The 24,441-nt window shown below is 58.1% G+C and carries 26 protein-coding genes and 1 tRNA gene; 15 read left to right on the top strand and 12 right to left on the bottom strand.

What is annotated here, in order from left to right; all coding sequences use genetic code 11:
- Positions 1-274 precede the first annotated feature (274 nt).
- The 11 genes from WC600_07550 (at position 275) to WC600_07500 (ending at position 6,778) form a co-directional block, all read left to right on the top strand.
- Positions 275-2,122 (top strand): penicillin-binding protein activator, encoded by a 1,848-nt coding sequence (locus tag WC600_07550; GenBank protein MFA4902585.1) that lies wholly within the window; start codon positions 275-277, stop codon positions 2,120-2,122.
- Positions 2,119-3,084: a P1 family peptidase gene (locus tag WC600_07545; GenBank protein ID MFA4902584.1), complete on the top strand. Its 966-nt coding sequence runs from the start codon at positions 2,119-2,121 to the stop codon at positions 3,082-3,084. The genes WC600_07550 and WC600_07545 overlap by 4 nt, the downstream gene beginning before the upstream one ends.
- Before the next feature lie 31 nt (positions 3,085-3,115).
- The gene (locus WC600_07540; GenBank protein MFA4902583.1) at positions 3,116-3,772 is read left to right on the top strand and encodes an HAD-IA family hydrolase; all 657 of its coding nucleotides are present in this window, start codon (positions 3,116-3,118) and stop codon (positions 3,770-3,772) included.
- Between the two features lie 149 nt (positions 3,773-3,921).
- Positions 3,922-3,998, top strand: a tRNA-Met gene (locus WC600_07535).
- Positions 3,999-4,036: 38 nt separating this feature from the next.
- The gene (locus WC600_07530; protein ID MFA4902582.1) at positions 4,037-4,291 is read left to right on the top strand and encodes a hypothetical protein; all 255 of its coding nucleotides are present in this window, start codon (positions 4,037-4,039) and stop codon (positions 4,289-4,291) included.
- 102 nt (positions 4,292-4,393) lie between these two features.
- On the top strand, positions 4,394-4,738 hold the full coding sequence (locus WC600_07525; protein MFA4902581.1) for a hypothetical protein: 345 nt from the start codon (positions 4,394-4,396) through the stop codon (positions 4,736-4,738).
- Positions 4,739-4,777: 39 nt separating this feature from the next.
- Entirely contained in the window at positions 4,778-5,161 is a 384-nt protein-coding gene (locus WC600_07520) for a hypothetical protein (protein ID MFA4902580.1), read from the top strand.
- Positions 5,158-5,538: a hypothetical protein gene (locus WC600_07515; protein MFA4902579.1), complete on the top strand. Its 381-nt coding sequence runs from the start codon at positions 5,158-5,160 to the stop codon at positions 5,536-5,538. The genes WC600_07520 and WC600_07515 overlap by 4 nt, the downstream gene beginning before the upstream one ends.
- Positions 5,538-5,780: a YMGG-like glycine zipper-containing protein gene (locus WC600_07510; protein MFA4902578.1), complete on the top strand. Its 243-nt coding sequence runs from the start codon at positions 5,538-5,540 to the stop codon at positions 5,778-5,780. Before WC600_07515 ends, WC600_07510 begins: the two co-directional genes overlap by 1 nt.
- 310 nt (positions 5,781-6,090) lie before the next feature.
- The gene (locus WC600_07505; protein MFA4902577.1) at positions 6,091-6,324 is read left to right on the top strand and encodes a YMGG-like glycine zipper-containing protein; all 234 of its coding nucleotides are present in this window, start codon (positions 6,091-6,093) and stop codon (positions 6,322-6,324) included.
- Between the two features lie 259 nt (positions 6,325-6,583).
- On the top strand, positions 6,584-6,778 hold the full coding sequence (locus WC600_07500; GenBank protein ID MFA4902576.1) for a hypothetical protein: 195 nt from the start codon (positions 6,584-6,586) through the stop codon (positions 6,776-6,778).
- 294 nt (positions 6,779-7,072) lie between these two features.
- On the opposite strand, the gene mnmG is transcribed toward WC600_07500, so the two are convergent.
- Positions 7,073-8,953, bottom strand: coding sequence for a tRNA uridine-5-carboxymethylaminomethyl(34) synthesis enzyme MnmG (gene mnmG / locus WC600_07495; GenBank protein MFA4902575.1), 1,881 nt, complete (start codon positions 8,951-8,953; stop codon positions 7,073-7,075).
- Between the two features lie 213 nt (positions 8,954-9,166).
- Between mnmG and WC600_07490 the strand changes: the two genes are divergently transcribed.
- Positions 9,167-9,373 (top strand): hypothetical protein, encoded by a 207-nt coding sequence (locus WC600_07490; GenBank protein MFA4902574.1) that lies wholly within the window; start codon positions 9,167-9,169, stop codon positions 9,371-9,373.
- Positions 9,374-9,407: 34 nt separating this feature from the next.
- Here the strand turns inward: WC600_07490 and WC600_07485 are convergent, their stop codons facing one another.
- From WC600_07485 to WC600_07470, 4 genes are all read right to left on the bottom strand, one after another.
- Positions 9,408-9,797: a hypothetical protein gene (locus WC600_07485; protein ID MFA4902573.1), complete on the bottom strand. Its 390-nt coding sequence runs from the start codon at positions 9,795-9,797 to the stop codon at positions 9,408-9,410.
- Positions 9,798-10,218: 421 nt separating this feature from the next.
- The gene (gene hemA, locus WC600_07480; protein ID MFA4902572.1) at positions 10,219-11,514 is read right to left on the bottom strand and encodes a glutamyl-tRNA reductase; all 1,296 of its coding nucleotides are present in this window, start codon (positions 11,512-11,514) and stop codon (positions 10,219-10,221) included.
- On the bottom strand, positions 11,511-12,344 hold the full coding sequence (ccsB, locus tag WC600_07475; GenBank protein MFA4902571.1) for a c-type cytochrome biogenesis protein CcsB: 834 nt from the start codon (positions 12,342-12,344) through the stop codon (positions 11,511-11,513). Before ccsB ends, hemA begins: the two co-directional genes overlap by 4 nt.
- Before the next feature lie 91 nt (positions 12,345-12,435).
- On the bottom strand, positions 12,436-13,125 hold the full coding sequence (locus tag WC600_07470; GenBank protein MFA4902570.1) for a bifunctional precorrin-2 dehydrogenase/sirohydrochlorin ferrochelatase: 690 nt from the start codon (positions 13,123-13,125) through the stop codon (positions 12,436-12,438).
- A gap of 406 nt (positions 13,126-13,531) precedes the next feature.
- Between WC600_07470 and amrA the strand changes: the two genes are divergently transcribed.
- The 3 genes from amrA to WC600_07455 all read left to right on the top strand — a co-directional run bounded on the left by amrA (position 13,532) and on the right by WC600_07455 (position 16,048).
- The gene (gene amrA / locus WC600_07465; GenBank protein MFA4902569.1) at positions 13,532-14,104 is read left to right on the top strand and encodes an AmmeMemoRadiSam system protein A; all 573 of its coding nucleotides are present in this window, start codon (positions 13,532-13,534) and stop codon (positions 14,102-14,104) included.
- 14 nt (positions 14,105-14,118) lie between these two features.
- The gene (locus WC600_07460; protein MFA4902568.1) at positions 14,119-15,261 is read left to right on the top strand and encodes a DUF2333 family protein; all 1,143 of its coding nucleotides are present in this window, start codon (positions 14,119-14,121) and stop codon (positions 15,259-15,261) included.
- 184 nt (positions 15,262-15,445) lie between these two features.
- Entirely contained in the window at positions 15,446-16,048 is a 603-nt protein-coding gene (locus WC600_07455) for a CBS and ACT domain-containing protein (protein MFA4902567.1), read from the top strand.
- 262 nt (positions 16,049-16,310) lie between these two features.
- Here WC600_07455 and WC600_07450 read toward each other — a convergent pair whose 3' ends face one another.
- The 7 genes from WC600_07450 to WC600_07420 form a co-directional block, all read right to left on the bottom strand.
- A complete protein-coding gene (locus tag WC600_07450; GenBank protein MFA4902566.1) occupies positions 16,311-17,687 on the bottom strand; it encodes a diguanylate cyclase in 1,377 nt (458 codons plus the stop codon).
- A gap of 22 nt (positions 17,688-17,709) precedes the next feature.
- The gene (nadB, locus tag WC600_07445) at positions 17,710-19,329 is read right to left on the bottom strand and encodes an L-aspartate oxidase (GenBank protein MFA4902565.1); all 1,620 of its coding nucleotides are present in this window, start codon (positions 19,327-19,329) and stop codon (positions 17,710-17,712) included.
- 73 nt (positions 19,330-19,402) lie between these two features.
- A complete protein-coding gene (locus tag WC600_07440; GenBank protein ID MFA4902564.1) occupies positions 19,403-20,641 on the bottom strand; it encodes a glycosyltransferase family 87 protein in 1,239 nt (412 codons plus the stop codon).
- Positions 20,642-20,775: 134 nt separating this feature from the next.
- Entirely contained in the window at positions 20,776-21,702 is a 927-nt protein-coding gene (locus WC600_07435) for an adenylate/guanylate cyclase domain-containing protein (protein MFA4902563.1), read from the bottom strand.
- Between the two features lie 215 nt (positions 21,703-21,917).
- Entirely contained in the window at positions 21,918-22,391 is a 474-nt protein-coding gene (locus tag WC600_07430; protein MFA4902562.1) for a hypothetical protein, read from the bottom strand.
- A 3-nt stretch (positions 22,392-22,394) separates the two neighbouring features.
- Positions 22,395-23,339 carry an AAA family ATPase gene (locus WC600_07425; GenBank protein MFA4902561.1) on the bottom strand — a complete coding sequence of 315 codons (945 nt, stop codon included), beginning with the start codon at positions 23,337-23,339 and terminating at the stop codon, positions 22,395-22,397.
- A 113-nt stretch (positions 23,340-23,452) separates the two neighbouring features.
- Entirely contained in the window at positions 23,453-24,298 is an 846-nt protein-coding gene (locus WC600_07420; GenBank protein ID MFA4902560.1) for an amidohydrolase family protein, read from the bottom strand.
- Between the last annotated feature and the right edge of the window lie 143 nt (positions 24,299-24,441).

The raw sequence follows: 24,441 nt of genomic DNA, 5'->3' as shown, positions 1-24,441 counted from the left end.
GGGGAAGGAGTCTGTAAAGCTGTTGAAAAATGTTAATATCCGCAGAGTAAGGAGCGTCAAATAAATAATGCTCCTGTGGTGGCACGGCGGGCCGCCGGAAGTCTGCTACGCTATTTAAATAACCACACGTGGTACCTGGTCATTCTGAGCACCGCGCAGCCTCGCAGGCTGAACAATTGAGAGCCGGCGCGACGCTCAGGATGACAATTTTTGGTAATTTCAAGTTTTTTTAACGAAAAACCGAAAAGCCTTAAACCCCTGAGAGAGCCCCGTTATGGTCCGAAAACTTGCGTGCCTGTTCCTGTTCATTCTGTTGCTGCCGGCTTGCGCCGGCATGCAGTTTCCTTCCCAGGCTCCGGCCCCGAAGGAGGTCAAGCCCACCGAAACCGGGCTCTTTCAGAAAGCCGAAAACAGTTACCACCAGTTGGCCTACCGTCAGGCGTATCAGCAATATTCCTACTACCTGGAGCTCTATCCCCAGGGGTCCCGGGCCATGGAGGCCCGCCTTAAGGAAGCCGAGATCCTGGGGCTGCTCGGTGACTGGCAGGGGTCTTTAAAGCATTACCAGGGCATTCTGGCCCGCCAGCCCAACCCGGACGTTTCCCTGAAGGCGCGGTACGGCATCGGGCGGGCCTATTTCAAACTGGGCGATAATCAGCAGGCCTCCCAGGTTTTGGACAACCTCACCGGCACGGATATGCCCCGGTCCTTGTGGTTCTCCACCCAGGCCCTCCTGGCCGAGATCGCCTTGAAGCAGGGGAACGTGCCCCAAGCCTTCAATCGACTCCGTTTGGCGGCCCAGGATCTGAGTTCCGGAGACCCGGAGTGGTTCGAGGACCTGAAGACCCGCCTCCTGGAGCAGGCCACCGTCCCGGAACTTGAGCAATTGGCGGCCCTGTACCGGGATAATCCCCTGAGCGCGGCCCTGCTCCTGCGCCTGGCGCGACAGGCCCAGGAGGCGCGCCAAACGGATGAAGCCGCAAAATGGCTGGAGACCCTCAAAGAGCGCTTCCCAACGAGTCCCGAGACCGCAGCGGCCGAACGGCTCCTGGCCGGCAATAAAGTGGAGTTGGGCTGCCTTTTGCCCTTGAGCGGTCAGTTGAGTTCCATCGGCTTTCGGGTCCAGCGGGGCATGGAACTGGCGGCCAAAAAAGCCCCGGTGAAACTGGTGTTCAAAGACACTGGTTCGAACCCGGAGACCGGGGCCAGCCTCACCCGGGAGTTGGCCCAGAATGCCAATGTCCTGGCGGTGGTGGGCCCCCTGTCATCGGCGGTGGCCCAGAGTGCGGCCGAAGCGGCCCAGGCGTCGTCGCTGCCTCTCATCGCCTTATCGCAGAAAGATGGCCTTACCCGGACGGGAGCCTGGATTTTTCAGGCCTTCTTGACGCCCCGGCAGCAGGTGCGGGCCCTGGTGGGCTACGCTGCGGGTAAGGGCATCAAGCGCTTTGCCATCCTCTACCCTGATTCCTCCTATGGCCGCACCTTTCTCCAGAATTTCCAGGAAGAGGTGACTGCGCAGGGGGGTGAGGTGGCCAGCCAAGCTTTCTATAGCCCCGGCTCCCAGGAGTTCGCACCCACCCTGACCGCCATGGCGGAGAGCCTCAAGCTCCAAGGAGGCGGCACGCCGCAGGCCACCGCCCTATTCCTGCCGGATGACGCCGCCACTGTGGCCGCCATCGTCGCGGGTTTGAACGCCACCCCACTGAAGGGCTCCCTGATACTGGGCACCAATCTGCTGCATAATCCTCAAATCGCCGCACCCCAGTTGACGGCCTTGCAAGGGATCATCTTCCCCGAGGCCTTTTTTGCCGGCGACCCCAACCCGGAGGTCAAGAAATTCATCGCCGCCTACCGGCAGCAGTACGGCACGGAACCGGATTACCTGGCAACCCAGGGCTATGTGGTGATCCGCCTCCTGGCCCGGGTGGCCGAGAGCCACCAGGCCCTCAGCCGGACCTCCTTGCCTCAGCAGTTGTTGGCCCTCAAGGCCGTCCCCAGTCTGCCCTGGTTCAGGGGGTTCAATGACCAGCGGGAGGAAGAAGCGGCGCTCTATCTTCTCACCTTCACGGAGGGCGGCATCCAAATGGTCCCGCCGGTCTCCGGAGCCGAGCCGGCCCAATGATTACCCGGGTCCAGGGGTTCGAAGTAGGCCATGCTCATGATTTTCAGGGGGTCACCGGCTGCACCGTCATTCTGTGCCCCCCGGGGACGGTGGGCGCCGCCGATGTGCGGGGTTCCGCCGCGGGCACCCGCCAGATGGATGCCCTCGCGGGCCTGCATATCGTCGAGGAAGTCCAGGGGGTTTGTATCGCCGGGGGCAGCGCCTTTGGCCTGGATGCCGCAGGCGGCGTCATGGCCTACCTGGAAGAGCGGGGCCGTGGTTTCGATGTGGGCCTCACCCATGTCCCCATCGTGCCCACCGCGGTGATTTACGACCTGGCCGTGGGCGACTGCCGGGCGCGGCCCGATAAGCCGATGGGCTATGCTGCCTGCCAGGCGGCTTTAGCCCGGCCCCAGGGCGATGGCAACGTCGGAGCCGGCCTGGGCGCGTCCGTGGGTAAATTATTCGGGGTGCAACAGGCCTCCAAGGGCGGCCTGGGGACGAGTTTCCTGGAAGGCCCTCAGGGCCTGGTGGTGGGGGCACTGGTCGTGGTCAACGCCTTTGGCGACGTGGTGGACCCGCTGACCGGCGCCATTCTGGCCGGCGCCCGAAAGAATCCGGATAGCCGGGAGTTCGCCGACGCCGTCATGATGATCCGCCAGGGTTCGGTGCGGCGCCAATTTGGCGAACTCAACACCACCATCGGCGTGGTGGCTACCAACGCCAGACTCAGCCGGGAGCAGACCCAGAAGATCGCCCAGATGGGGCACAATGCCCTGGCCCGCGGTATCCGCCCGGTGCATACTTTGTTTGACGGCGACCTGGTTTTCGCCCTGGCGCACCCTGAGGTTGCGGCCGACGTGCATACCGTGGGGGTGCTGGCGGAAGCCGCTCTGGCAGGTGCCATTGTCAACGCCGTCAAGAGCGCCCAGGGTCTGGCGGGGCTGCCCAGCTATCAGGACTTGCATGATGACGCAAAATAGTCCTCAATAGAGGAATCACCTCTTGAACCATATGAGAGAAAAAATCGCCGTAGACCTCATCGTTTTTGATCTGGATGGCACCCTGGCCGATACCCTGCTGGATTTGACCGCCGCGGCCAACTATGCCTGCCACCGTCTGGGGCTGCCGCTACACCTGCCCACCGCAATTCGGGGCATGATCGGCGGGGGCGAACGGAGGCTGATCGAGCGGCTGGTGGGACCGGACCATCAGGACAAGGTGGAAGAGTGCCTGCGCCTCTACCTGGATTACTACACCCGGCACAACGGTGAGTCGACCCGCGTCTATCCCGGGGTAATTTCAACTCTGGAGCTCTTGACCGGGAAAAGACTGGCAGTCCTGTCCAACAAGCTCTGGCGCCTGACCCAACAGACCCTGGAAGCGATCAGCATAGCACGATTTTTTGTGGCCATCCGGGGGGGCGGCGCCAATCTCCCCTTGAAGCCTGCCCCCGACCAGCTCCTGGCGCTGATCGCCGACATGGGAGTAAAAGCGAACCGCACCCTCATGGTGGGGGATAAACCTGCGGACATTCAGGCGGGACGGGCAGCCGGGGCCTTCACCGCGGCGGTCGCCTACGGTTATGGGGAGCCGGATGCTTTGACCGCGGCGTCTCCGGATTTTCTCCTGCCGCGGATTTCCCAATTACCCTACATTTTGGCCACCTGATTTCACGGAACCGTCAGGCGTAAAAAGTTTCAAACTAAGCTCCATGACGCCAGGGTGTTTGCCGGGGAAAAATCGGACGAACAAGTGGGTTCAATGCCGCAATTTTGTTTGACAGAACCGGCCTGTCTGAATATATTTTGAGATGTTACGGCGGTGTAGCTCAGCTGGTTAGAGCATGCGGCTCATATCCGCAGTGTCCGGGGTTCAAATCCCTGCACCGCCACCACCCATTATCATTTTATGTCCTCATTTAAGGAGAGGGAGATGAAGAAACTCGTTACGTTGGCCAGCGTCGGAGTCTTTCTGTTGAGCCTCCAGGGGGTTACCCTGGCTCAGGAAAAAGCCCCAGCACCCGCCCCGCCGGCAGCCCCGCCGGCCGCGACAGCTCCCATGGCCCCTGCGGTGGAGACCCCGGCGGCTCCTAAGGAAGAAGTGAAAAGCACCAAGAAGGGCAAAAAGGCCAAAAGCAAAAAGGCCAAGACGAGCAAGAAAGCCAAGAAAGCCAAACCCGTAGAATAAAAATCAGATTTGCGCGCACCGGTTCGGGGTTTGCATGTCGGGGCATCAAACCCCGAACCAGGCCTTTAGTCTACTGCGCAGGGGAGGGTTGCTCAAATCACCATGAAAAAATACATCACCCTGGTCGCCGCCGGGCTCTTCTTTCTCAGCCTGCAGCCTGCCAGGGCGCAGCGCCAGGTGGAGCCGCCGGCAGTGCCTCCCATGCTGGAGAGCGGCAGGCCCCTGACCCAGCCTGAGACCAAGGAGCCAACCGCCCCCAAGCAGGCCGAAGAGGGGAAGGCCAAAGCCAAGGGCAAAAACAAGGCTAAGGCCAGCAAGAAAGCTCCTAAAAAGGCCGCGACGACAAAAGCGACCCCCAAAAAAGCCCCAAAAAAAGGCCAGAAAACCCCCAAGAAGAAGCCCCCGGAAACAGGCGGCAAGCATCGGAACGGTACTGTCGTAAGCTGAGTAAAGTCACACCTTTCCTAAGTCAAGGAGGGCAAGCCCATGAAAATCAGGAGTGCAGCGTGCTTTGCGGTGCTGGTGATTCTCTTCGCACTGGCTACGGCAGCTCTGGCCGCCGATAATAAGGGGTTCCTGTGGGACGGCACCCAATGGAAAGACATGAACACCGAGATCAAGGTGGCCTATGTCAAAGGGATCGGCAATATGGCCGACTTCGAGACCGCCGCGAGCGGCCCCAACCAGGCCCCCTGCATCTCCAAGGGATTTGTCGACGAACTTAAGACCAAGACGATTGCCCAAGTAATAGCCGAAGTAGACAAGTTTTATAAAGACAATCCCACCAAGCTGCAAACGCCGGTGATCGGGGTGATTTTAGAGCGCTGCACCAAACTCTGTGCGGCCCCGCCGGCCGAGAAGAAAAAATGAGAGCAGCACTCGTTCTGGTCGTGATCGGGCTCATGGTCGGCGGTCTGGCCGCGTCGGCCCCGGCAGCGGGAACCGGAAATGCCTTTTTGTGGACCGGGATGAACTGGCAGCAGGTTTCCGAGGACGGCAAAGCGGGGTATATTTTCGGGATGGGCAACCTGGCCGATTACGAGGTGGCAGCCTCCAAAGGCAGGGCGCCGACCTGTCTTTCCCAAGTCTTCGTGGATGACTTGAAGTCCCGAACCGTGATGCAGATCGTTCAAGAAGTGGATAAATTCTATCAGCAAAACCCCGGCAAGTTGGACACCCCCGTGATTGAGGTGGTCTTGCGGCGGTGTACCAAGGTATGTCCGCCGGACACTGTAAGGGGGAAATAATGCTCACGAAAAAGGCAGCTATCTTGATCATGGTTGCGGCGCTCTTGGTAGGGGGATGTGGGGGGACGGCGGATACCAATACAGCGTACAGGACGTTGGGTGGCGGCGCCATCGGCGCCGGTAGCGGCGCCCTCATTGGCTGGGCCGCAGGATGTCCCGCTTGCGGGGCCGCCATCGGCGGCGGGGCTGGCCTTGCGGGGGGTTATATCTACGACCAGTATCAAAAATCTAAAGGCCATTAGCCTCTTTCACTCTTCTGTAGCAACGGGGTAAACTGGTCTTTGGCCAAGTCCTCGTTCTCCCTCCATATCGTGCCCGGGGTCCCCGCGGGGATCCCGGGCGCCTGGACGTCCTGTAGTACAGTTGACTGTTGGTGGAATCTGGTGGTAACCTGGGTTCGGAGCTCGAGCCTACCACCCATAGCATTTGCCAAAAGTTTTTTCCTCTAATTCTCCTCTCCCCTTGTGGGAGAGGGTAGGGTGAGGGGTTAATAAGAAAAAACTTTTGGCAATGAGTATAAGGCAAGGAGTAACCATAACAGGAGAGGATTATATGAAGAAAGCGGTCATCCTGTTGGTGGTAGCAACCCTGATTTTTGGGGGGTGCACCAGTATGAATGCCACTACTGCGCAGCGGACCTTGGCCGGTGGCGCTATTGGCGCCAGTGGCGGCGCCCTCGTCGGCTGGGCCGCGGGCTCCCCTGCCGCGGGTGCGGCGATTGGCGGCGGCGCCGGCCTTCTGGGTGGGTATCTCTATGACCAATATCAGAAATCTCGGGGCAAGTAGTCCGGGTTGAGCGTGTCGGCCTCCCAGCAGCCGGGGAGGACCGACGCAGTTCAGTTATACTCGTTGCCTAGCCCTCTCCCACAAGGGGAGAGGGGGTAAGGGGAAAGAACTTTTGGCAAGCGCTATATAACGTTGAAACAGCGGCCCTAGCACCGGCCCCAGGGTGAGATGCCATCTGCCGATGGCCAACCGGGAACAGTCGGGGTCACACAGAAAGTTTTTAACGAAAAACAAACGGTATTCCAGGAAGGAAAACCTCATGAATTATAATGGCTTGATTTTGGTGTTATTGGCAGCTTTGCTAGTGGGCGCTTGCGCCGATACGGACACCCGGTACCGGGGCCGGGATTCGATGATCAACCTGGCCAACACCTGCGCCACCTGCGGCGCCACCATCAAGGACAATTACTTTGCCGAAAGCGCCTTTAAGTCCATGGGTCCGGGCAGCTACTAATCGAGAGCCGGGTTATAGCGTTTGCCATAAATTTATGCCGCTGGCTGATTTTTAAATCCCCCTAAATCCCCCTTTTTCAAAGGGGGACTTTATAAGTAATTCCTTATAGTTCCCCCCTTTAACAAAGGGGGGTTAGGGGGGATTTGGGGTGTTAAAGTATCTCCTAATTACGGAAAAAACTTTTGGCAAACGCTATAGCTAAAGCCGCCAATCATTCGTACTGTTTTCGGTTGCAGCAAAGAGAGCGAATCAAATTCCAAGAGATTTCCAGTGGGCACAGCGAGCTTGCGCCCTTCAGCCTTTGGTTGACCTCTTTCTTTTCACGTACACCATCAAAACGGCCACTGCCGCCGGGGTAACCCCGGAGATGCGGCCTGCCTGTCCCAGGGACCGAGGCCGCACCTGCTTTAACTTTTCCCGGATTTCCAGCGACAACCCCGGCACTCCGTCATAATCGAACTCCGCAGGGATGCTTTTCCCTTCCCCCTGAGCGAATTTTATGGCCGTCTCTTCCTGGCGCCTGATGTAGCCTTCGTACTTGTGCTTAATTTCCAACTGCTCCACCACGGCCGGGGGCACCGGTGGCTCCTCCCCGCTCAGCCGGTACAGGGTGGCGAGATCCAACTCCGGCCGCTTCAGCAAGCTCAAGAGGGGGGTCGTGATCTTCAAGGGTGCGGTTCCAAGGGCCGTAAGCGTTTTATTGACCTCAGGCGTCGGGAAGACCCGGCGACCCGTAAGCCGCGCCTCTTCCTGCCGCATCAGGCGTTGCTTTTCTAAAAAGCGGTCCCGCGCCTCATAATCCACCAATCCCAATTCAAAACCCCATTCCAACAAACGGGCGTCGGCGTTGTCCTCTCTCAGGAGCAAGCGGTACTCGGCCCGGGAGGTAAAGAGGCGGTATGGTTCCCGGGTGCCCTTAGTCACCAGGTCATCCACCAGCACCGCCAGGTAGGCCTGGGAGCGGTCCGGCAGGAAGGCGGGACGCCCCATTATCTGGCAGGCGGCGTTGATCCCGGCCCACAAGCCCTGGCCCGCGGCTTCTTCGTAGCCCGAGGTGCCGTTGATTTGCCCCGCCAAAAACAGGCCTTTGATCCGCTTGGTCTCTAACGTGGCTTTAAGCTCCAGCGGGTCCACGTAGTCATATTCGATGGCGTAGGCCGGGCGCATCACCTCAGCGGCCTCCAGTCCCGGGACGCTGCGGAACAAGGCCAACTGGATCTCGGCGGGCAGACAGTTTCCCAGCCCCTTGGCATAGATCTCGGCGGTGTCCCGTCCTTCCGGTTCCAGGGTCACCTGGTGGCTGGGCTTGTCCAAAAAACGCATCACCTTGTCTTCAAGCGATGGACAGTAGCGGGCGCTCACCCCCTGGATCACTCCGCTATACAACGGCGAGAGGTGGATGTGGTCCCGGATTATCCGGTGCGTCGCCGAGGTCGTGTGGGTGACGAAGCAGGCCATCTGCTCCTCGGGCACCTTGGCAGTGCGCCAGGAAAAGGGGCGGGGCTGAGGATCGCCCCAGAGGCGTTCCATGCCGGCAAAATCAATGGTGCCCGCCCTCAGGCGCGGGGGTGTGCCGGTCTTTAAGCGTCCCATCCGAAAGCCCAGATCTTTTAAGCAGGCGGCGAGGCCGGTGGCCGCGAACTCCCCGGCCCGGCCCGCAGGGATGCGGCAGTCCCCGATATGAATGAGGCCGTTCAAAAAGGTGCCCGTGGTGATGAGGACTGCCCGGGCCTTATAGGTCAGGCCCAGGTTTTCCACCACGCCCACCACCCGGCCGTCCTCCACCAGGAGCCGCTCCACCATGGCTTCCCGCAGGTCGATTAAGGGCTCGTGTTCCAACAGGGATTTCATGGCCAGGCGGTAGGCCTGCTTGTCGCACTGGACGCGGGTGCCCCGCACCGCCGGCCCCCTGGAGAGGTTAAGGGTCCGGAACTGGATGCCCGAGGTATCCGCTAAATGCCCCATCACCCCGCCCAGGGCGTCGATCTCTTTCACCACGTGGCCCTTGGCCAGTCCCCCCACCGCGGGATTGCACGCCATCTGGGCCATGGTGTCCAGGTTGAGGTTGAAGAGCAGCACCGTTAACCCCATCCGGGCCGCGGCCAGAGAGCCTTCGCAGCCCGCGTGGCCGGCGCCGATCACGATGAGGTCATATTCTTTGGGATAAAGAGCCATGAGCGGTTTTTGTGATGAACTCTTAAAAATTGAAAAAATGACGGGCACGGAGGCCCGTCCGATATGTAATCCGGTGGGTCGGGCGTCCCTGACCGTCGCCAGCTATTTGCTTACAAAAAGCCATGTGAAGAAGTTCAGGCTTGAATTAATGGCGCGAGATGATTATGCTAACTTTCCAAGGATACAAAGAGCCCAGAAGGAGAACCCGATAAGATGAAGCATCGCACTTATAAGACCCTGGAACCCGATGGCGAGATCGCCGTAGTGCAACGCCCCGAAGGAACGGTGAAGATTGTGTTCTACACCTGCAGCGGGGCCGACAAGACCTGTCATTCCGAAGTAACCCTGGACCGGGAACAAGCCTTTAATTTTGCCATGGAGATTCTCCAACAAGCCTATCGTGTCGGTTCAGAAGGTTAGTTCAACCTGCCTGCTTGGGGCCGGGGGCATGAGCTCACCGGTCCCACTCTACCTCCCGCACCAAGTCGATGAACTCCTGGGACTCCCCATAGGCCTTCATGGCCTGCTGGAAATCGAGCCAGGTCTGCCAGACGGACACCCACTCCTTGTTGTGCCAATAAAAGGGGCTTTCTGCGCCAGCGTCTTTAATCCGGCGGAAGTCCTCGTACTCCTCCTGACAGAAAGGGCAGAAACGGTAGGGACCTTTTTGGCGCTTGTACATCTCGTGGCTCTCGAACTGGACGCCGCACTTGGCGCAACGGGCCAGGCAGCGGGTGCACTGCACGATCTTGCGCACCGCCTCCATTTTTTTGGCCCGGTCCACCTTGGTTTTCTTCTTCTGCTCCAGCTTGATCCGGCCTTCAATATCGATAATGTTGGACATGGCTTCCTCGGGTAGGGTAATAATCCGGCCCCCAACTCCGGGCCGGGCGGCGCAACTGCCTCCCTGGCATCGCCTTTTCCCCCACTTAAGGATATCAAGCCGGGCAGTCCGGGTCAAGAGATGGTCCAGGGCAGCAGTGTCACCGGTTTGGTTTTTGCAAATGAGGAAGTTCGTTGGGCGTAGTCCAACAGCTTAAAAATTCGCTGCGCACTTCCGGCTCCGAGAAGATTACCTCCCCCTCACCCTAACCCTCTCCCCCATTGGGGAGAGGGGAAAAGTGGAACCGATTTAATGCCTTATGGTTACTAAAACAGCCACATCTCCTACCCCCTCTCCACCCGCTTCGGGGGGAGAGGGCTGGGGTGAGGGGGGCGGAACAACCTCATGCAATTTTCTAACCGGACACTGCTGGGTCCAGGGCCTATTTTTCTTCGGAATAGTCCCTGTCGCGGTCCGGGTCCAGGTTGAAGAGGCGCCGCACCAGGTCAAGCTCCTGGTGAGGGTTACGGGGCCGGCGGTTGCGCTTCAGGAAGATAATGGGGTCGTGCAGAAGTTTTTGGGTGACCGAGGCGGTCAAGACCTCAAGGGCCTGGCGCTGTTCGTCGGTGAGAGGGCCCAACTGATTCAGGGTCTTTTTTAATTCCGTCTGGCAGATGATTTCGGCCTTCTCCTTGAGGGCGATGATGGTGGGATAGACCTCCAGGGTTTCCAGCCAGTGGAGGAATTTCAAGGTTTCCGCGGCCACCAAGCGTTCGGCCTTGCCGGCCTCGTGCCGGCGGCGCTCCCAGTTGAATTCCACCACCTCTTTGAGGTCGTCGATGTTGTACAGGTAGATGTTGTCCAGGTCGTTGATGGCCGGGTCCAGGTCCCGGGGCACCGCGATGTCGATGAGGAACAGGGGCCGCTGCTTGCGCCGCCGCATCACCCCCTTGACCTGGTCCCGGGTGACGAGGATCTCTCCGGAGCCGGTGGAGCTGATGAGGATATCGGCGGTGAGGAGCTGATCCTGGGTCTCTTCCAGGGAGACCGCTTCCCCGCCGAATCGCCGGGCCAGTTCTACACCCCGTGCAAGAGTCCGGTTGGCCACGGTAATTTTGGCCACGCCGTGGCCCTTGAGGTGCTCCAGAGCCAGTTCCGCCATTTCGCCTGCCCCCAAAAGCAAGACGTTTTTGCCCGCCAGGTCCCCGAAGATCTTCTTGGCCAGGGTGACCGCGGCATAGCTGACGCTCACGGCATGGTCGCCGATGCCGGTTTCGCAGCGCACCCGTTTAGCCACGGAGAAGGCTTTGTGGACCAGGCGATTGAGAATGGGTCCGGTGGACCGGTAATCCGCAGCCAGCCGGTAAGCCGCCTTCATCTGCCCCAGGATCTGGGGCTCCCCCACCACCATGGAATCCAGGCTGGCCGCGACCCGGAAGAAATGCTGCACCGCCTCCTGATCGCGGTGGACATAAAAGGACGCCTTCAGGTCGGCCGGGACAATCTCCGGATGCCTGGCAAAGAACTTCAGGACCAGAGCCGCGGCGTCCTCCGGCGCCTCGGTGACGCACATCAACTCCACCCGGTTGCAGGTATTATAAAGCAGGCTCTCGGAGAGTTCCGGCCAGGTCTTGAGGTCAGCATAGGCCACCCCCGCGTCGGGGATGAGGCAGGCCAGCTTCTCCCTGAGGGCTACCGGCGCGGTCTTATGGTTGACGCCGCAGAGCAGGAGAGTCATGGCTTTTGAATGAACCTGGCGAAATTGTGGTAGCCCGTGAGCCACAGGTTGGCGCCCACAAAGGTAAGGATCAGGACCAAAAAGCCGCAGATAGCCAGCAGCGCCGCCCGCCGGCCCCGCCAACCCACTGCCAGGCGCTCATGCAGGAGCACCGCGTAGATCAGCCAGGCGATAATGGTCATGATCTCCTTGGGGTCCCAATTCCAGAAGCGTCCCAGGGTGTGCTGGGCATAAAGCGAGCCGAAGATGATCCCCGCAGTGAGCAACGGGAAGCCGATGGTCAGGCACCAGTAATTGAGGGTATCCAACTGCGACAGCGACGGCAGGCGGCGATAAAAAAAGCCGAACTGTTTGCCCTTGATCTGGCGCTCCTGGATGAGGTAGAGAATCCCCCCCAGGCAGGCCAGGGCCAGGGCGGCATAGCCCGTTAGGGTCAGGCAGATATGGATGGTTAGCCAAAAGCTTTTGAGCAGAGGGGCGATGGTGCCGTGCGGTGCGGGCAAGATCAAGCTGCCGCAGACCATCAGGGCCGCCAGGGGGGCGACTAAAGCACCCAGGACTTTGATGGGATAGCGCCAGATCAACACCAGAAAGGCTGCCACCAGGACCCAGGTAAACAGCAGCAGAGACTCTCCCACGGAGGCCGCGGGCAGGTAGCCCAAGCTCCAGACCCGCTGGATGAGGGCCAGGCTGTGGACCACCAGGCCCCCGGCCATGACCCAGATCCCGGCGCGGTAATAGCCCTCCCGTTGGATCAGGAAGTAGGCCAGCCAAAGCCCGGTAGCGGCGAAATAGGCGAGCAGGGTGAGATAGAGAAAAAAATTAGTCACGTTTTACCCAACAGCAGTGGATGCCAAGCTCAACTTGGCTGGTTAATGCGTTCCCAAGCACAGCTTGGGAACGAGCCCCGATTTTAGGCCCTCACCCCTCCGTTTCCTTAAAGGCCTGGGAGACCAGTTCACCCAGGACCGGTGTGCTTAAGGCCTCGCCCATAACTTCCCGGAGGACCCACATTACCCGGGTCCGGTCCCCCTGGGCCACTGCGTCCTTGAGGGAGCTGCGCACCAGGCGGGTGAAGAGTTCGGCATTGTCGGGATGGGCCCGGCGCTCGCTCAAAAGCCGGGCTCGCACCCGTTTGAGCAGATCCAGGTAAGGGCCATATTCCGGCCCGAAATGCTGCTGCAGGTCCTCCCGCACCTGGCGGGCTAACGCGGGGGAGGCGCCGCCGGTGCTGATGGCCAGGGTCAGATCACCCCGCTTAACCTGGGCCGGCACAATGAAGGTGCAATGCTCAGGCTCGTCCGCGACATTGACCCAGATGCCCCGGGCCTGGGCCGCGGCGCTCACGTGCGCGTTGACCCCCGGGTCGTCGGTGGCGGCCATGACCAGGGCCATGCCCTCTACCTGGGTATCGGTAAAGTCCTCGGAAAGATAAACGATCTCGCCCCTTAAGGCCTGGGCCTCCAGGGCCGGGGACAAGGTCTGGCTGACTACGGTTACCTTGGCGCCTGCGGCCAGGAGGTCCTGCACCTTGCGTTCCCCCACGGCGCCACCGCCTACAACCAGGCAGGGCTTGTCTTCAATGATGGCAAATATCGGGTAGGTTTTCATGGATGGAGATGGATGCCCTTGGCCAGGGAGGCGAGATTAACGCCAAGCCCTTATTATAAAAAGCTCTTTTATTAACCCCTCACCCTGATCCTCTCCCACAAGGGAGAGGGGAATAAGAGGAAAGAACTTTCGACAATCGCTGACTGCATCTTAAAATGTACCAAGCCAGCCGTCGGGATGCAAGGGGAATGCCAGAAACACCAGGCGCAAATGTCCCATGCGGACCTTTGCCATTGACAGGAATCTAAAATCTTGGTTAGATACTGAGGCAGAAGGATGGCGAGCCCAGAATCCAGGGCTTGACCCCAGATTTATGAAACTTTTCCGCCTATGTGCCATCTGGCTTACCCTGGGGGGTTCGATCCTCATAGGGCTTGGGGCGCCGCCGTGTTGGGGGGAGTTGGCCATGAACCTGAACACTGCTGATAAACAGCTCTTGCTGCACGTGGCCCGGGACAGCATCGAAGCCCATCTCAAGGGGAAATCGGCTACGCCGGTAAAGACCGAGTCGCCCGTGCTGTGCGAATCCCGGGGCGCCTTTGTGTCCCTGCATCGCCGGGGACAGCTCCGAGGCTGCATCGGCTACCTGGAAGCCGTCAAACCTCTGCTCCAGACGGTGCGGGAAATGGCCGCGGCCGCGGCCTTTCACGATCCTCGCTTCCGCCCTTTGCAGGCCAGCGAACTGGACGATCTGGAAATCGAGATATCCGTCCTGAGCCCCATGCGGCTTATCCAAAGCACCGATGAAATTGAGGTAGGCAAACACGGTCTCTATATCGTCAGCGGCTATAATCGGGGTTTGCTCCTGCCCCAGGTGGCTACCCAGTGCAACTGGGACCGCCTGCCTTTCCTGGAGCAGACCTGTTGCAAGGCAGGATTGCCCACGGATGCCTGGAAGGACCCCCATACCAAGATCTACGTTTTTAGTGCCGAGGTCTTTGCAGAACATCCCTCTCAAGAACCAGCCCAATCACGCTAGGAGCCTGAATCTCCATGACGCCCAATGATACTCCCGAACCGGGACAGTTTCTGGCGCCGGTACCACCACCCAGGGGACTGCTGCATCTGATCATGAGCCACCGCTTCCTCATCGTTTCGCTGGTGGTCATCCTGTTTTTGGGATCGCTCTTTGCCTGGGGTGCCCTGCGCAAGGGATCGACCTCGCCGGAGACGGCGGTGGCACCTGTGGCCGCTGCGCCCCATGGCGAAGCCACGCCGGCAGCCCCTGCCCCCGCCGAGGTAAAGCCTCTCATGCCGGGGTCCCCCAAGGAAGCCCATACGGCGCCGGTGATCCCCGCCGCGCCCCCCAAAGAAGCTCCGGCTCATGTGCCGCCGGCCGCTCCGGCCCTGGCCCCGCCCAGCCGGGAACCGGTCAAGGGTGAGGTCTTTACCGAATCCTTGATTAAAATCATGGACCAACAGGTCAGCAAGACCTGGTTCGGGTGGCGGCCCAACAGCATCATATTCGGCAAATTTGGCCTGACGGACAACGTCAACAACACCCAACTGGGGGTCCTGGAAGTGGCCCGGCGCACCGTGGTGGTGCTCAATGAGCACATGACCCGGTTTGCCACCACCGAGGCCTATAATCCCCGGGTAAACGAAGCCATGAACTTTTTCATGGTCAGCCCTGACAAATACTGGTTTCCCTCCGCCTCCGGCAAGTACCGGGAAGCCATGCAAGACCTGGAAAAGTATATCGAAAACTTAAAGGTGGGACGGGCCCGGTTCTATTCCCGGGTGGATTACTTGATCGCCCTGCTCAGTAACTACAAAGACCTGTTGGGCAGCAGCTACCACAACCTCATCAAAGACACGGAAGCCGACGGCCAGACCGTTTCCTGGTTTATGGTGGACGACTACTTCTATTACTCCCAGGGCATCGCCTTATCCATGGCGGAGATGCTGGAGGCGGTCACCAAGGAATTTCACGAGGAACTCCAAAAGAAAAACTCCCATAAGCTTCTGGACGACGCCATCCATGCCCTCCATGAGGCGTCCCATCTAGGCCCCTGGGTCGTGACCAACGGCACCAAAGACGGCATCCTGGCCAATCACCGGGCCAATATGTCAACCTACATCGGCGAAGCCGAGCACGTCATCGCCACTTTGCAGCAACAACTGGCCACCAATTAGGACGCTCTCCGGGTTTATCGTAACTCATTTCGGAAACCTTTTTCTCCCCCCCCTTGATGGGGGAGGGTTGGGGTGGGGGAGAGGTGTCGGTCCTGGCCCACAACTTGCCACAGGCGGGAATTTCGTTGAAATTCCCGCCGCTTTGTTTTAAGGTGGCGGGAAGGAAGGACCAAGGAGGCGCGTCATGCTGGTCAGTCAGATAATGAGCACCAAGATTGTCACCATCTCTCCTGACAAGCAAGTGGGCCAGGCCTTGAAGTTAATGCAAAAGCACAAGATTCGCCACCTGCCGGTTATGACCAAAAACCGTATGGTGGGCTGGATCACCTCCCGGGATCTGCGTGAAATCCTTTTGGCCTCCATGCTGGAAGAGATCAAGGTGGGCGACGTCATGGTCCAGGCCCCTTTGAGCGTCACTCCCGACACCGACGTGGAAGAAGCGGCCCGCCTGATCCACGAACATAAAATCGGCGGCATGCCCGTGGTGGATGGCGATCGGCTCATGGGGGTCATCACCATGCAGGACCTGATTGGCGCGTTCATCGCCATGCTGGGCCTGCTTAAGAGTTCCTCCCGCCTGGACCTCCTCCTGGACAACCTACCCGAGGCCCTGGACGCGGCCTCCCGCCTCATCAAGGAAGCCGGCGGCAAGGTCATCAACGTCGCGTTAGGACCCCTCAAAGGGGACAAGCGTCCCTATTATTTCCGCCTGGAAAAAGCCAACCTGGAGCCCATCGTGGGCACCTTGAAACAGCAGGGGTACGTGGTGCTGGATACCATTTCCTGAAACAGGTGCGTGACGGGTGGACGCGCAGCACATCGGCATAAAAAGTTCAAAAAATGCGGTAGGTATTATAGCGTTTGCCAAAAGTTTTTTCCGTAATAGGAGATACTTTAACACCCCAAATCCCCCCTAACCCCCCTTTGGTAAAGGGGGGAACTATAAGGAATTACTTATAAAGTCCCCCTTTGAAAAAGGGGGATTTAGGGGGATTTAAAAATCAGCCAGCGGCATAAATTTATGGCAAACGCAATAAGTGATGCGGGTTTCAGACGGTCTCTACTCTTAGTCCTCCGGGTTGCGGACCACAGCACCGGTTTTTACCGGCTTCCTTGGCCCGATACAGGGCCCCGTCCGCGGCCTTGATCAAGTCCTCCATACTCATCCCCGGCCTCAGCCCCGCCATGCCGATACTCACGGTAACGCCAGGGCCAAGACCTGCTTGGTTCAAAGGCGACTGGGCAATGAGGCGCCGCAATCTCTCTGCCAAAAGTTCGGCCTGCGAGAGCGGCGTCTGGCCCATGAGCAGGACAAACTCGTCGCCGCCGTAGCGGCACAGCAGGTCGGCCAGGCGGATGCCGCTCTTCAGGATCGCACCCACGTCCCGGATGATCGCATCCCCGTGCAGATGGCCCAGGGTGTCGTTGATCTGTTTGAAATCATCGATGTCCAGGAAGAGCAGGGAGAGCGGCAGGTTATAGCGGCGGCTCCGTTCCACCTCATGTGAGAGCGTTTCCCGGAAATAGCGGTAATTGTGCAGGCCGGTCAGGGCATCCCGGAGGGCCAGGCTTTTCACCTGCTCGAAGAGCGCCAGATTCTTGATCCCGGCCTCTCCCTGGAGGATAAAAATCTGGAAGAGCTCGGCTTCCTCCGGGGTGAAGGGCTCCTGGCGTCCGGCCCCCGCAACTAGAATGACGTCTTCCACCGCCACCTTGTGCCAGAGCATTTGCGGCAGCGGCGTCCCGGTGGGGGACGGCGCGGCGCAGTCAGCCGTCAGTTGACCCTTCAGCACCTCCTGAAAAGTCCGATAGCCGGCGTCCGGGATGTCAGTCTGACATCGAAAGGCCTCCAGGGGCAGCTCTGGCATGGGGCCTTGCATCGTCAGACCCAGGAGTTGGACGGGGAAGCTGTTCCAGATGAGGTTGACCAGCCCCTGGCTGAGCTGATCCCAGGTGAGAGGACCGACCAGGGTCTCGCCGATTTGGCGCACCTGGGTTAACTCCCGGGCCCTACGGTTGGCCAGTTCTTCCCGGGCCTGGGTGAGGTGGGCCACCAGTTCCCGGTTTTCCCGGGCCAGCCGGCGCCGCTCCAACGCCCGGGCTACCAGGGCCTGAAGCTCGGCCAGGCGCAAGTCGGATTTGATCAGGTAGTCATAAGCCCCCAGGCGCAAGGCCTGAACCGCGCTGTCCAGGCCGGCGTGGCCGGTGATGAGGATAACTTCCGTATCCGGGGAGTGGGTCTTGAGGTGGGTTAACAGGTCCAGGCCGGAGGCGCCGGGGAGCATGAGGTCCAGGAGGGCCAGGGCGAATTCCTGGGCCGTGAGGGCCTCCATGGCCTGATGACCGTCCGCAGCCGCGGTCACGGCATAGCCTTGACCATCGAGGCACTCGGTCAGAGTGCTCAAGAGCTGCGGGTCATCATCCACCAGGAGGATCTTGTCCCCCCTTTCAATGCCAGCCTTCAGAGGAAATCACCGTATCCTTATGAAAATTTTCATCATCAATCTGGGGGTAATCCAGGTTGTAGTGCAAGCCGCGGCTCTCTTTGCGGCTTAAGGCCATGCGGATAATGAGGTCGGCCACCGTGGCGATATTGCGCAACTCTAAAAGATCGCTGGTGATGATAAAGTTCCAGTAGTACTCCTGAATCTCCTGCTGGATCAGGTCGATCCGGTGTTGCGCCCTCAGCAGCCGCCGGTCGGTGCGGACGATGCCCACGTAGTTCCACATAAATCGCCGGATTTCGTCCCAGTTGTGGGACACCACCACGGCTTCTTCGCTGTCGGTGGCCCCGAAGGGGTTCCATTCCGGCGCCGGCGCCGCGGGTTTGGCCAGAAGATCGGGCAGCGTCTCTTGGGCTACCTGGGCCGCCTGGTGGGAAAAGACCAGGGCCTCCAGGAGTGAGTTGCTGGCCAGGCGGTTGGCGCCGTGGAGGCCGGTCATGGACACCTCCCCTACCGCAAACAGGTTGGAGATGGTCGTGCGGCCCCAGGCGTCCGTCGCCACTCCGCCGCACATATAATGGGCCGCGGGCACCACCGGGATGGGCTCTTTGGTGAGATCGATGCCGAACTTCTCGCATTCATGGTAGATGTTGGGAAAGCGGCTTTTAACGAAATCTGCCGGCTTGTGGCTGATATCCAGGTAGACACAGTCCGCGCCGGTTTTTTTCATTTCCAGGTCGATAGCCCGGGCCACCGTGTCCCGGGGCGCCAGGTCCTTCAGGGGATGGTACTTCTCCATGAAGGCCTTGCCCGCCTGATCGATGAGGGTGGCCCCTTCGCCCCGGAGCGCCTCGGAAATGAGGAAGTTCTTGGCCGCGGGATGATAGAGGCAGGTGGGATGAAATTGCACAAATTCCATGTTGCCGATCCAGGCTCCGGCCCGATAGGCCATGGAGATGCCGTCTCCGGTGGCGATATCCGGGTTGCTGGTATAGAGATAGACCTTGCCCACCCCCCCGGTGGCTAACAGGGTGATGGCGGCCATAAACGTGTCAACTTCTCCGGTCATGGTGTTCAGAACATAGGCTCCCAGACAAGATTCCTCGGTGTTGGCCACCACCGCGCCCCGGCGCACCAGGCGCTGGCGGGTGATCAGGTCCACCCCCATGTGATGTTCAAAAACCCGGATGTTGGGGTGGGCCAGGACTTTTTCCGAGAGGATGCGCTCCACTTCGGCCCCGGTCATGTCCTGGGCATGAATCACCCGGCGGTGGGAATGGCCGCCTTCCCGGCCCAAATCGTAGCCGTTGTCTTTGCCATGATCGAAATGGGCCCCCATTTCCACCAGCTCCCGGATGCGCGCCGGGCCTTGCCGGACCACCAACTCCACGATATCCGGGTGGGACAGGCCTTCGCCCACGGTGAGGGTGTCCTTTATGTGGTACTCGAAGCGGTCATCGGGTCCCAACACCGCGGCAATACCACCCTGGGCCTTGCTGGTGGAAGTTTCCGTCAGGCCTTTTTTGGTTATCAGGTTGACCCGGGCGAAATCCGCCACCTTCAGGGCATAACCTAATCCTGCAAGACCTGAGCCAATTACCAGAATGTCTGAGGTATGATCCAAAATAAGTTCCTTTAGATTGAGGATAAATCAATATCTAGGTATAGGAGGTATCTTTTTACGATATCAAAAAAATCTACCCAGGCGTAACAGTCTTTGCGCCGGCCTCAAGCCCGGGAGCCTGCCGGAGGCCCCGGTAAGCTATAACGAGCATAAATACGGCGATCAGCAGGGGCTCGGGATTAAACTTCGCGACCTGCACCGGATACAGGGTGAGCACGGGGCTGAGGTAGACCAGGGCAAATATGAGTATATCGCCAATCCCGTCATTTTTCTGAAAAATTTCCCAGCCGAACCAGGCCAGCGGCAGCACCAGCAGGGTCAGGTCGTAGTCGAAGGCATAGGGATTGATCAGCAAGGTGCCCAACACGAGCACCGCCCCCCGCACCGCCAAGGGTAAAGCGCGGCGCCAGACCCAGGCGACCAGGGCCACCGTCCCGCCGGTGACCAGAAGTTGTGCGGCCAAGGCCAGCCGGGCGCTGCCGCCCAGGAGCCGGATGGCCGCAAACACCGTGGGCATCCTATCCCACAAAATGGCTTCATCCCTGAGTTTCAGGCTCGCAAAACTGAGATTTTTGAAGAAGGCCAGCCAGGTATCGAGGCCGAAGGCTAAGGCGCTGGCCAGCATCAGGGCGGCCGTGGTGATAACGAGCGCCCCTAACGCCCGCCAGCAGCGGCCGCAGAGCAGGGCCACCATGACTAATAATCCCAGGTGCGGTTTGTAATTGAGGATGAGGGCAAAGAGAATGCCACTGCCCACGGGCCAGGTCTTAAGCCACAGTAGCCCGGCTCCCAGGAGCCAGGTGATCAGAAAAGCCCCCTGGCCGTAAAACAGGTTCAACGGGATGGCCGGAAACGCCAGGGCCAACTTCCAGGCCAGGGGATGCGGCGCCAGGCGGGAGACCAGGAGCACGAGCCCGCCTAAGGGCACGAGCAGCCAGATCAACAGGGCGGCCGGATAGGGCAGGAGTGCGGTGGGCAGGGCCAGGAATAAAAACGACGGCGGGTAATGCCAGGGGAGATAGCCGGTAAATGTGCCCCCCACAATGGCGGTCTCCGCGGTCTTGAGGACAGCCGGGTTATAAATCCAGGTGGGGTGGCCGCCCAGGGCCAACGACGATGCCGCCCAGATCTGCAAAAAATCGGCTCCCGCGGGAATGCCGGTGCGATAAAACCAGCCGGGTGTGGTCCAAAATCCGCTCACCAAATAAAGGATAAAGCCGCCATAGCAGGCGATTAAAAGGTAACAAGCCCCGGCGGCCACCTGCAGCAGGCGCTGTTGTTGAGCTTCGGTCAGGTTAAAGTCAAACGGCATGGTATCCGGGAAGTGCGAAGTGATTAGGATGTTAGGACTTTTACCTCGTTCCCAAGGCGTATTTTTAACTCGTTCCCAAGTTGCACTTGGGAACGAGTTAAAAGCCAGCTTGAGCAGATATTGCCCTTTTGAGTTCAGGAGTTCGCATTCATCAAGCCAACGACTTCATAGAGGTTGTATCTGCCGGTTTTACCGGGGAGGGTAAGGCGGACCCGCCGGCCAACCTGAATCTCCTTTTTCACCAGGGCATACATAGCGTCAGAGATGAGAAATTGGGTGCCGGCTTGCTTGTTGGCGGCTTCGATCCGGCTGGCCAGGTTCACCGTATCCCCGATGACCGTCATCTTTCTATTCCCCGGAGAGCCAAGTTTCCCTGCCACCACCTGTCCAAAGTGCAACCCTATCCGGATCTGAAAACTCTTATGATAGATTTCCTCGAAATAAGGCTTGAGCTTAAAGACGGCCTCTAACATATCCAGTCCCGCGGTGACCGCCCGCAGAGCGCCCTCAGCCGGGTCATCGGCTTCAAAGAGCGCCATAAAACCATCCCCCATGTAGTTGTTAATAACCCCGCCATGGCGTCCGATCACTTCACCCACTTTCTGGAAGTAGAGGTTCAGGGCATGAATGACATCATAAGACAGCAGGCTCTCAGCAAATGGCGTGAAGCCTTGAATATCAGCAAAAAGGATCAAGACATACTTCTCGACCCCGACTGAACACGGCTCAACCCCCTTAACATAGAGACTGGTTAAATCCACATCTTCCAAAACATCGGTTACCACCCGGCGAAGTTTGACATCCCCCGTGACCACGGTCTGACAGGCCAGACGAACCCTCGGGTCAAACTTCAACATATCTGCAATGGCCTGCTCTTCGGCATTACGCGGCGCACAATTCTCCAGCCCCTCCAGAACAATCACCCGGCAGGTGGAGCACCGGGCGCTGCCCCCGCACAGGTGGGCATGGGGGATGTTGCCCCGCAGCCCGGCCAGGAGAATCGTCTCACCTTCGTGCACCTCAACTTCCTGGTCATCCGGCAAAAATTTAATGTGAGGCATATGAATCCCTTAGGGGTTATAGAATGGGTCGCCTCTGCGTCGTAACTCGTTTTAAACCTCGTTCCCAAGTTGCACTTGGGAACGATATCATGGCCCAAGCTGAGCTTGGGCTCGATAAAATTCATTGTGCCTACTGACTAACCTATGGGATTAATGAGCACAGCAAAGCTTTGCCATCATTTTGGTTCCCAAGCTCAGCTTGGGAACTAGAATAATCACGTTGTTTGATTTTTGCCTGCTTGTCTACTGATAGACTCATGTGTTCTCTCATTGTCAATCAGAGCCTGTAGCCTTTCAATCAGGATTTCTTTGTTCTTAATTTTGGATGTTTCTCCCTTAGTCATCCCAAAACGTAGAATAGCTATACGCTCCAGGTCCTTTCTAGTGTTTTCTCTGTCGTGGATAATGCTATTGATATCATCCAGGCTTAATCTTGATATCTCCTGTTCGGACAGTTCAGTTCGTAGTTGCTGACCGAACAGGGTTCTATCTTGTTTCCGAGATAGAAAGTTGATAAGGTCTTGATATTTGATGTTGCCTAAATATTCCAACAACGTACCATAGACAGCGAGCAAGTTCTGGTCAGCGTTGGCCCTTTCCAGATACTCAAAGTTTAGTTTAAGAATTTTTAATAACTTCTTAAAAGCTGAGTGATCGCAGGAGCTTGTCTCTGCAGTTGAATTTTTCATTTCTCAAATCCTATTTTCGGTGATTTCTCTACAAACGGATTTCATCATATTTATTACGTCTTGAGAGGCATTAGGGGCTCCTGAATGCCAGACAGGCCATCCCAAGTCTATGCTTTCAGGTACCCCGGACAAGTTTTTAACAATAGGCTTGAGCACTAAATCCCCCCATTGCCTTCGGAGCTCTCTGATTTTCCTTGTATGAAGGTTTGTGAGACCCGAATGCGCTGCGCCAGCAGTTTTTGCCATGAATGGGACAATGCATGCTGCTTTTGTGTCTGCAACATATGATTTTGGTGTATCTTGAACAGAAATACTTGCGGCGTCGTGTAGAAATTTGAGTTTAGCGTCAATTTTGTTTCTTACAAGGTTCAAAAAATGAGTAACTCCACGTGTTGACATTTCATCAGGAATCACTGGTATTATGAAGCAGTCGCTTGCTGCTAACGCGTTCTGGCTAACCAGCTTCGTTGCTGGCGGACAGTCATATATAATATAGTCATAGTTTTCATCAGCGTCGACTGCATCAAGCCAAGAAGCCAGAAGTGTTCGTTTTTCCCATTCCGAAAGCGTAGGTCCACCTATCGTAGTAGAAGCTAGTTCTATCTCCGTATCATCTAATTCAAACTGAGCAGGAACTAAATCTAAATTAGGGTAATAGTCATATCTACGTGATCTAGCATGAAATGGGTTTGAAGAAATTATTTCATGTCCTGGCATTTGAACATTACGATTACAAAAAGACTCAAAAATTCTATTAATTGTTTCCCTATCATTTGAACATCGCTCCCACAATTTGCCGCCAAGCATCACAATTGATAGACTTGACTGATGATCAACGTCTATTACAAGAACTCGATTTTCCCTGGCAAGATAGGTCGAAAGATGAAGACTAAGAGTAGTTTTACCAACGCCACCTTTGAAGTTTATTATAGAAACTTTCTTAGCCATTTTCCACCTCCCGTGTAGTTTCAGGGTAATTTTGTCAAGAAAACAAATTAAATTAGAAAATATATTGCTCTATCTAAATTAAAAGCTGTTAAGCTGTCAGCTGACCGCTAAAATCACCAATCCAGCAACTTCGCCAGATTCTTCCCCAAAATCATCTCCCGCCACTCCTCCGGCAGGTTGGCGGCCTCAAGCTCTTTCAGGTAACGGCTGACCGGCAGCAGAGGATAGTCGCTGCCGAAGAGGATTTTTTCCGGGCCCACCATCTCGGCGGCCAAGCGGTAAATCTCCGGCCGGTAGAGGTAGGGGGAGGCTGCGGTGTCGAAATAGACCCGCTTCAGGACCTCGGGGCCTTCTTTTTTCATCAGGCCATAAAAGGGCAGGCCGCCGCCCCAGTGGGCCAAAATCCAGTCGACTTCCGGAAAGGCCTTGATGGCCGCGTAAAGGGCCGGGAGCGACAGCGCGGCTTTGCCCGGATAGCGGGGGCCTACCGGGTCGTTGGTGTGCAGGAGCAGCGGCGCCCGGTAATGCTGGCAGAGTTCGGCGATGGGGGCCAGGACCGTGGTCAGGTCCTCGCCCAGGTCGGCTTCATACCAGGCCAGCTCGCCCACGCCCCGGAAACCCGCGGCCAGACAGCGCTCCACCTCCCGGGGGGCGCCGGGCTCCATTACGTGCACCGCGCAAAAGCCGACCAGCGCCCGGGGAAAGCGGCGCATGGCCTCGAGGATCACTTCGTGTTGGCGGCGCCAGAGGCGTTCGGCCCGCCAGGGAAAGCCCATGACCACCGCGGCGTCAACGCCCGCCTCAGCCATGGCCCCCACCATCTCTTCAGGCCCCACCAGCTTGGACTTCGGCGAATCATAGAGCAGGCGAAAGGCCGGCTCGTCGGCAAAGAAATCCTCCCGGCGGCGGCAGACTTCATCAGGAAAAACATGGGTGTGAGCATCTAAAATCATACTCATACTATGGCGCTAAACATTTGCAGGCGCAAGGCATTTCTTCGAACGTAAGCCCTCGAAAAACCCCGATTATTTCTTACAATGTATTGAAGCGCCTCCCAAAGTGATTAATTTACTTGTGTTGGCAGCGCCGTTTTCCGATAGAA

Source organism: Desulfobaccales bacterium (genome assembly GCA_041648175.1).
Lineage (GTDB): Bacteria > Desulfobacterota > Desulfobaccia > Desulfobaccales > 0-14-0-80-60-11 > 0-14-0-80-60-11.
This window is presented reverse-complemented; position numbering and strand designations above follow the sequence as displayed.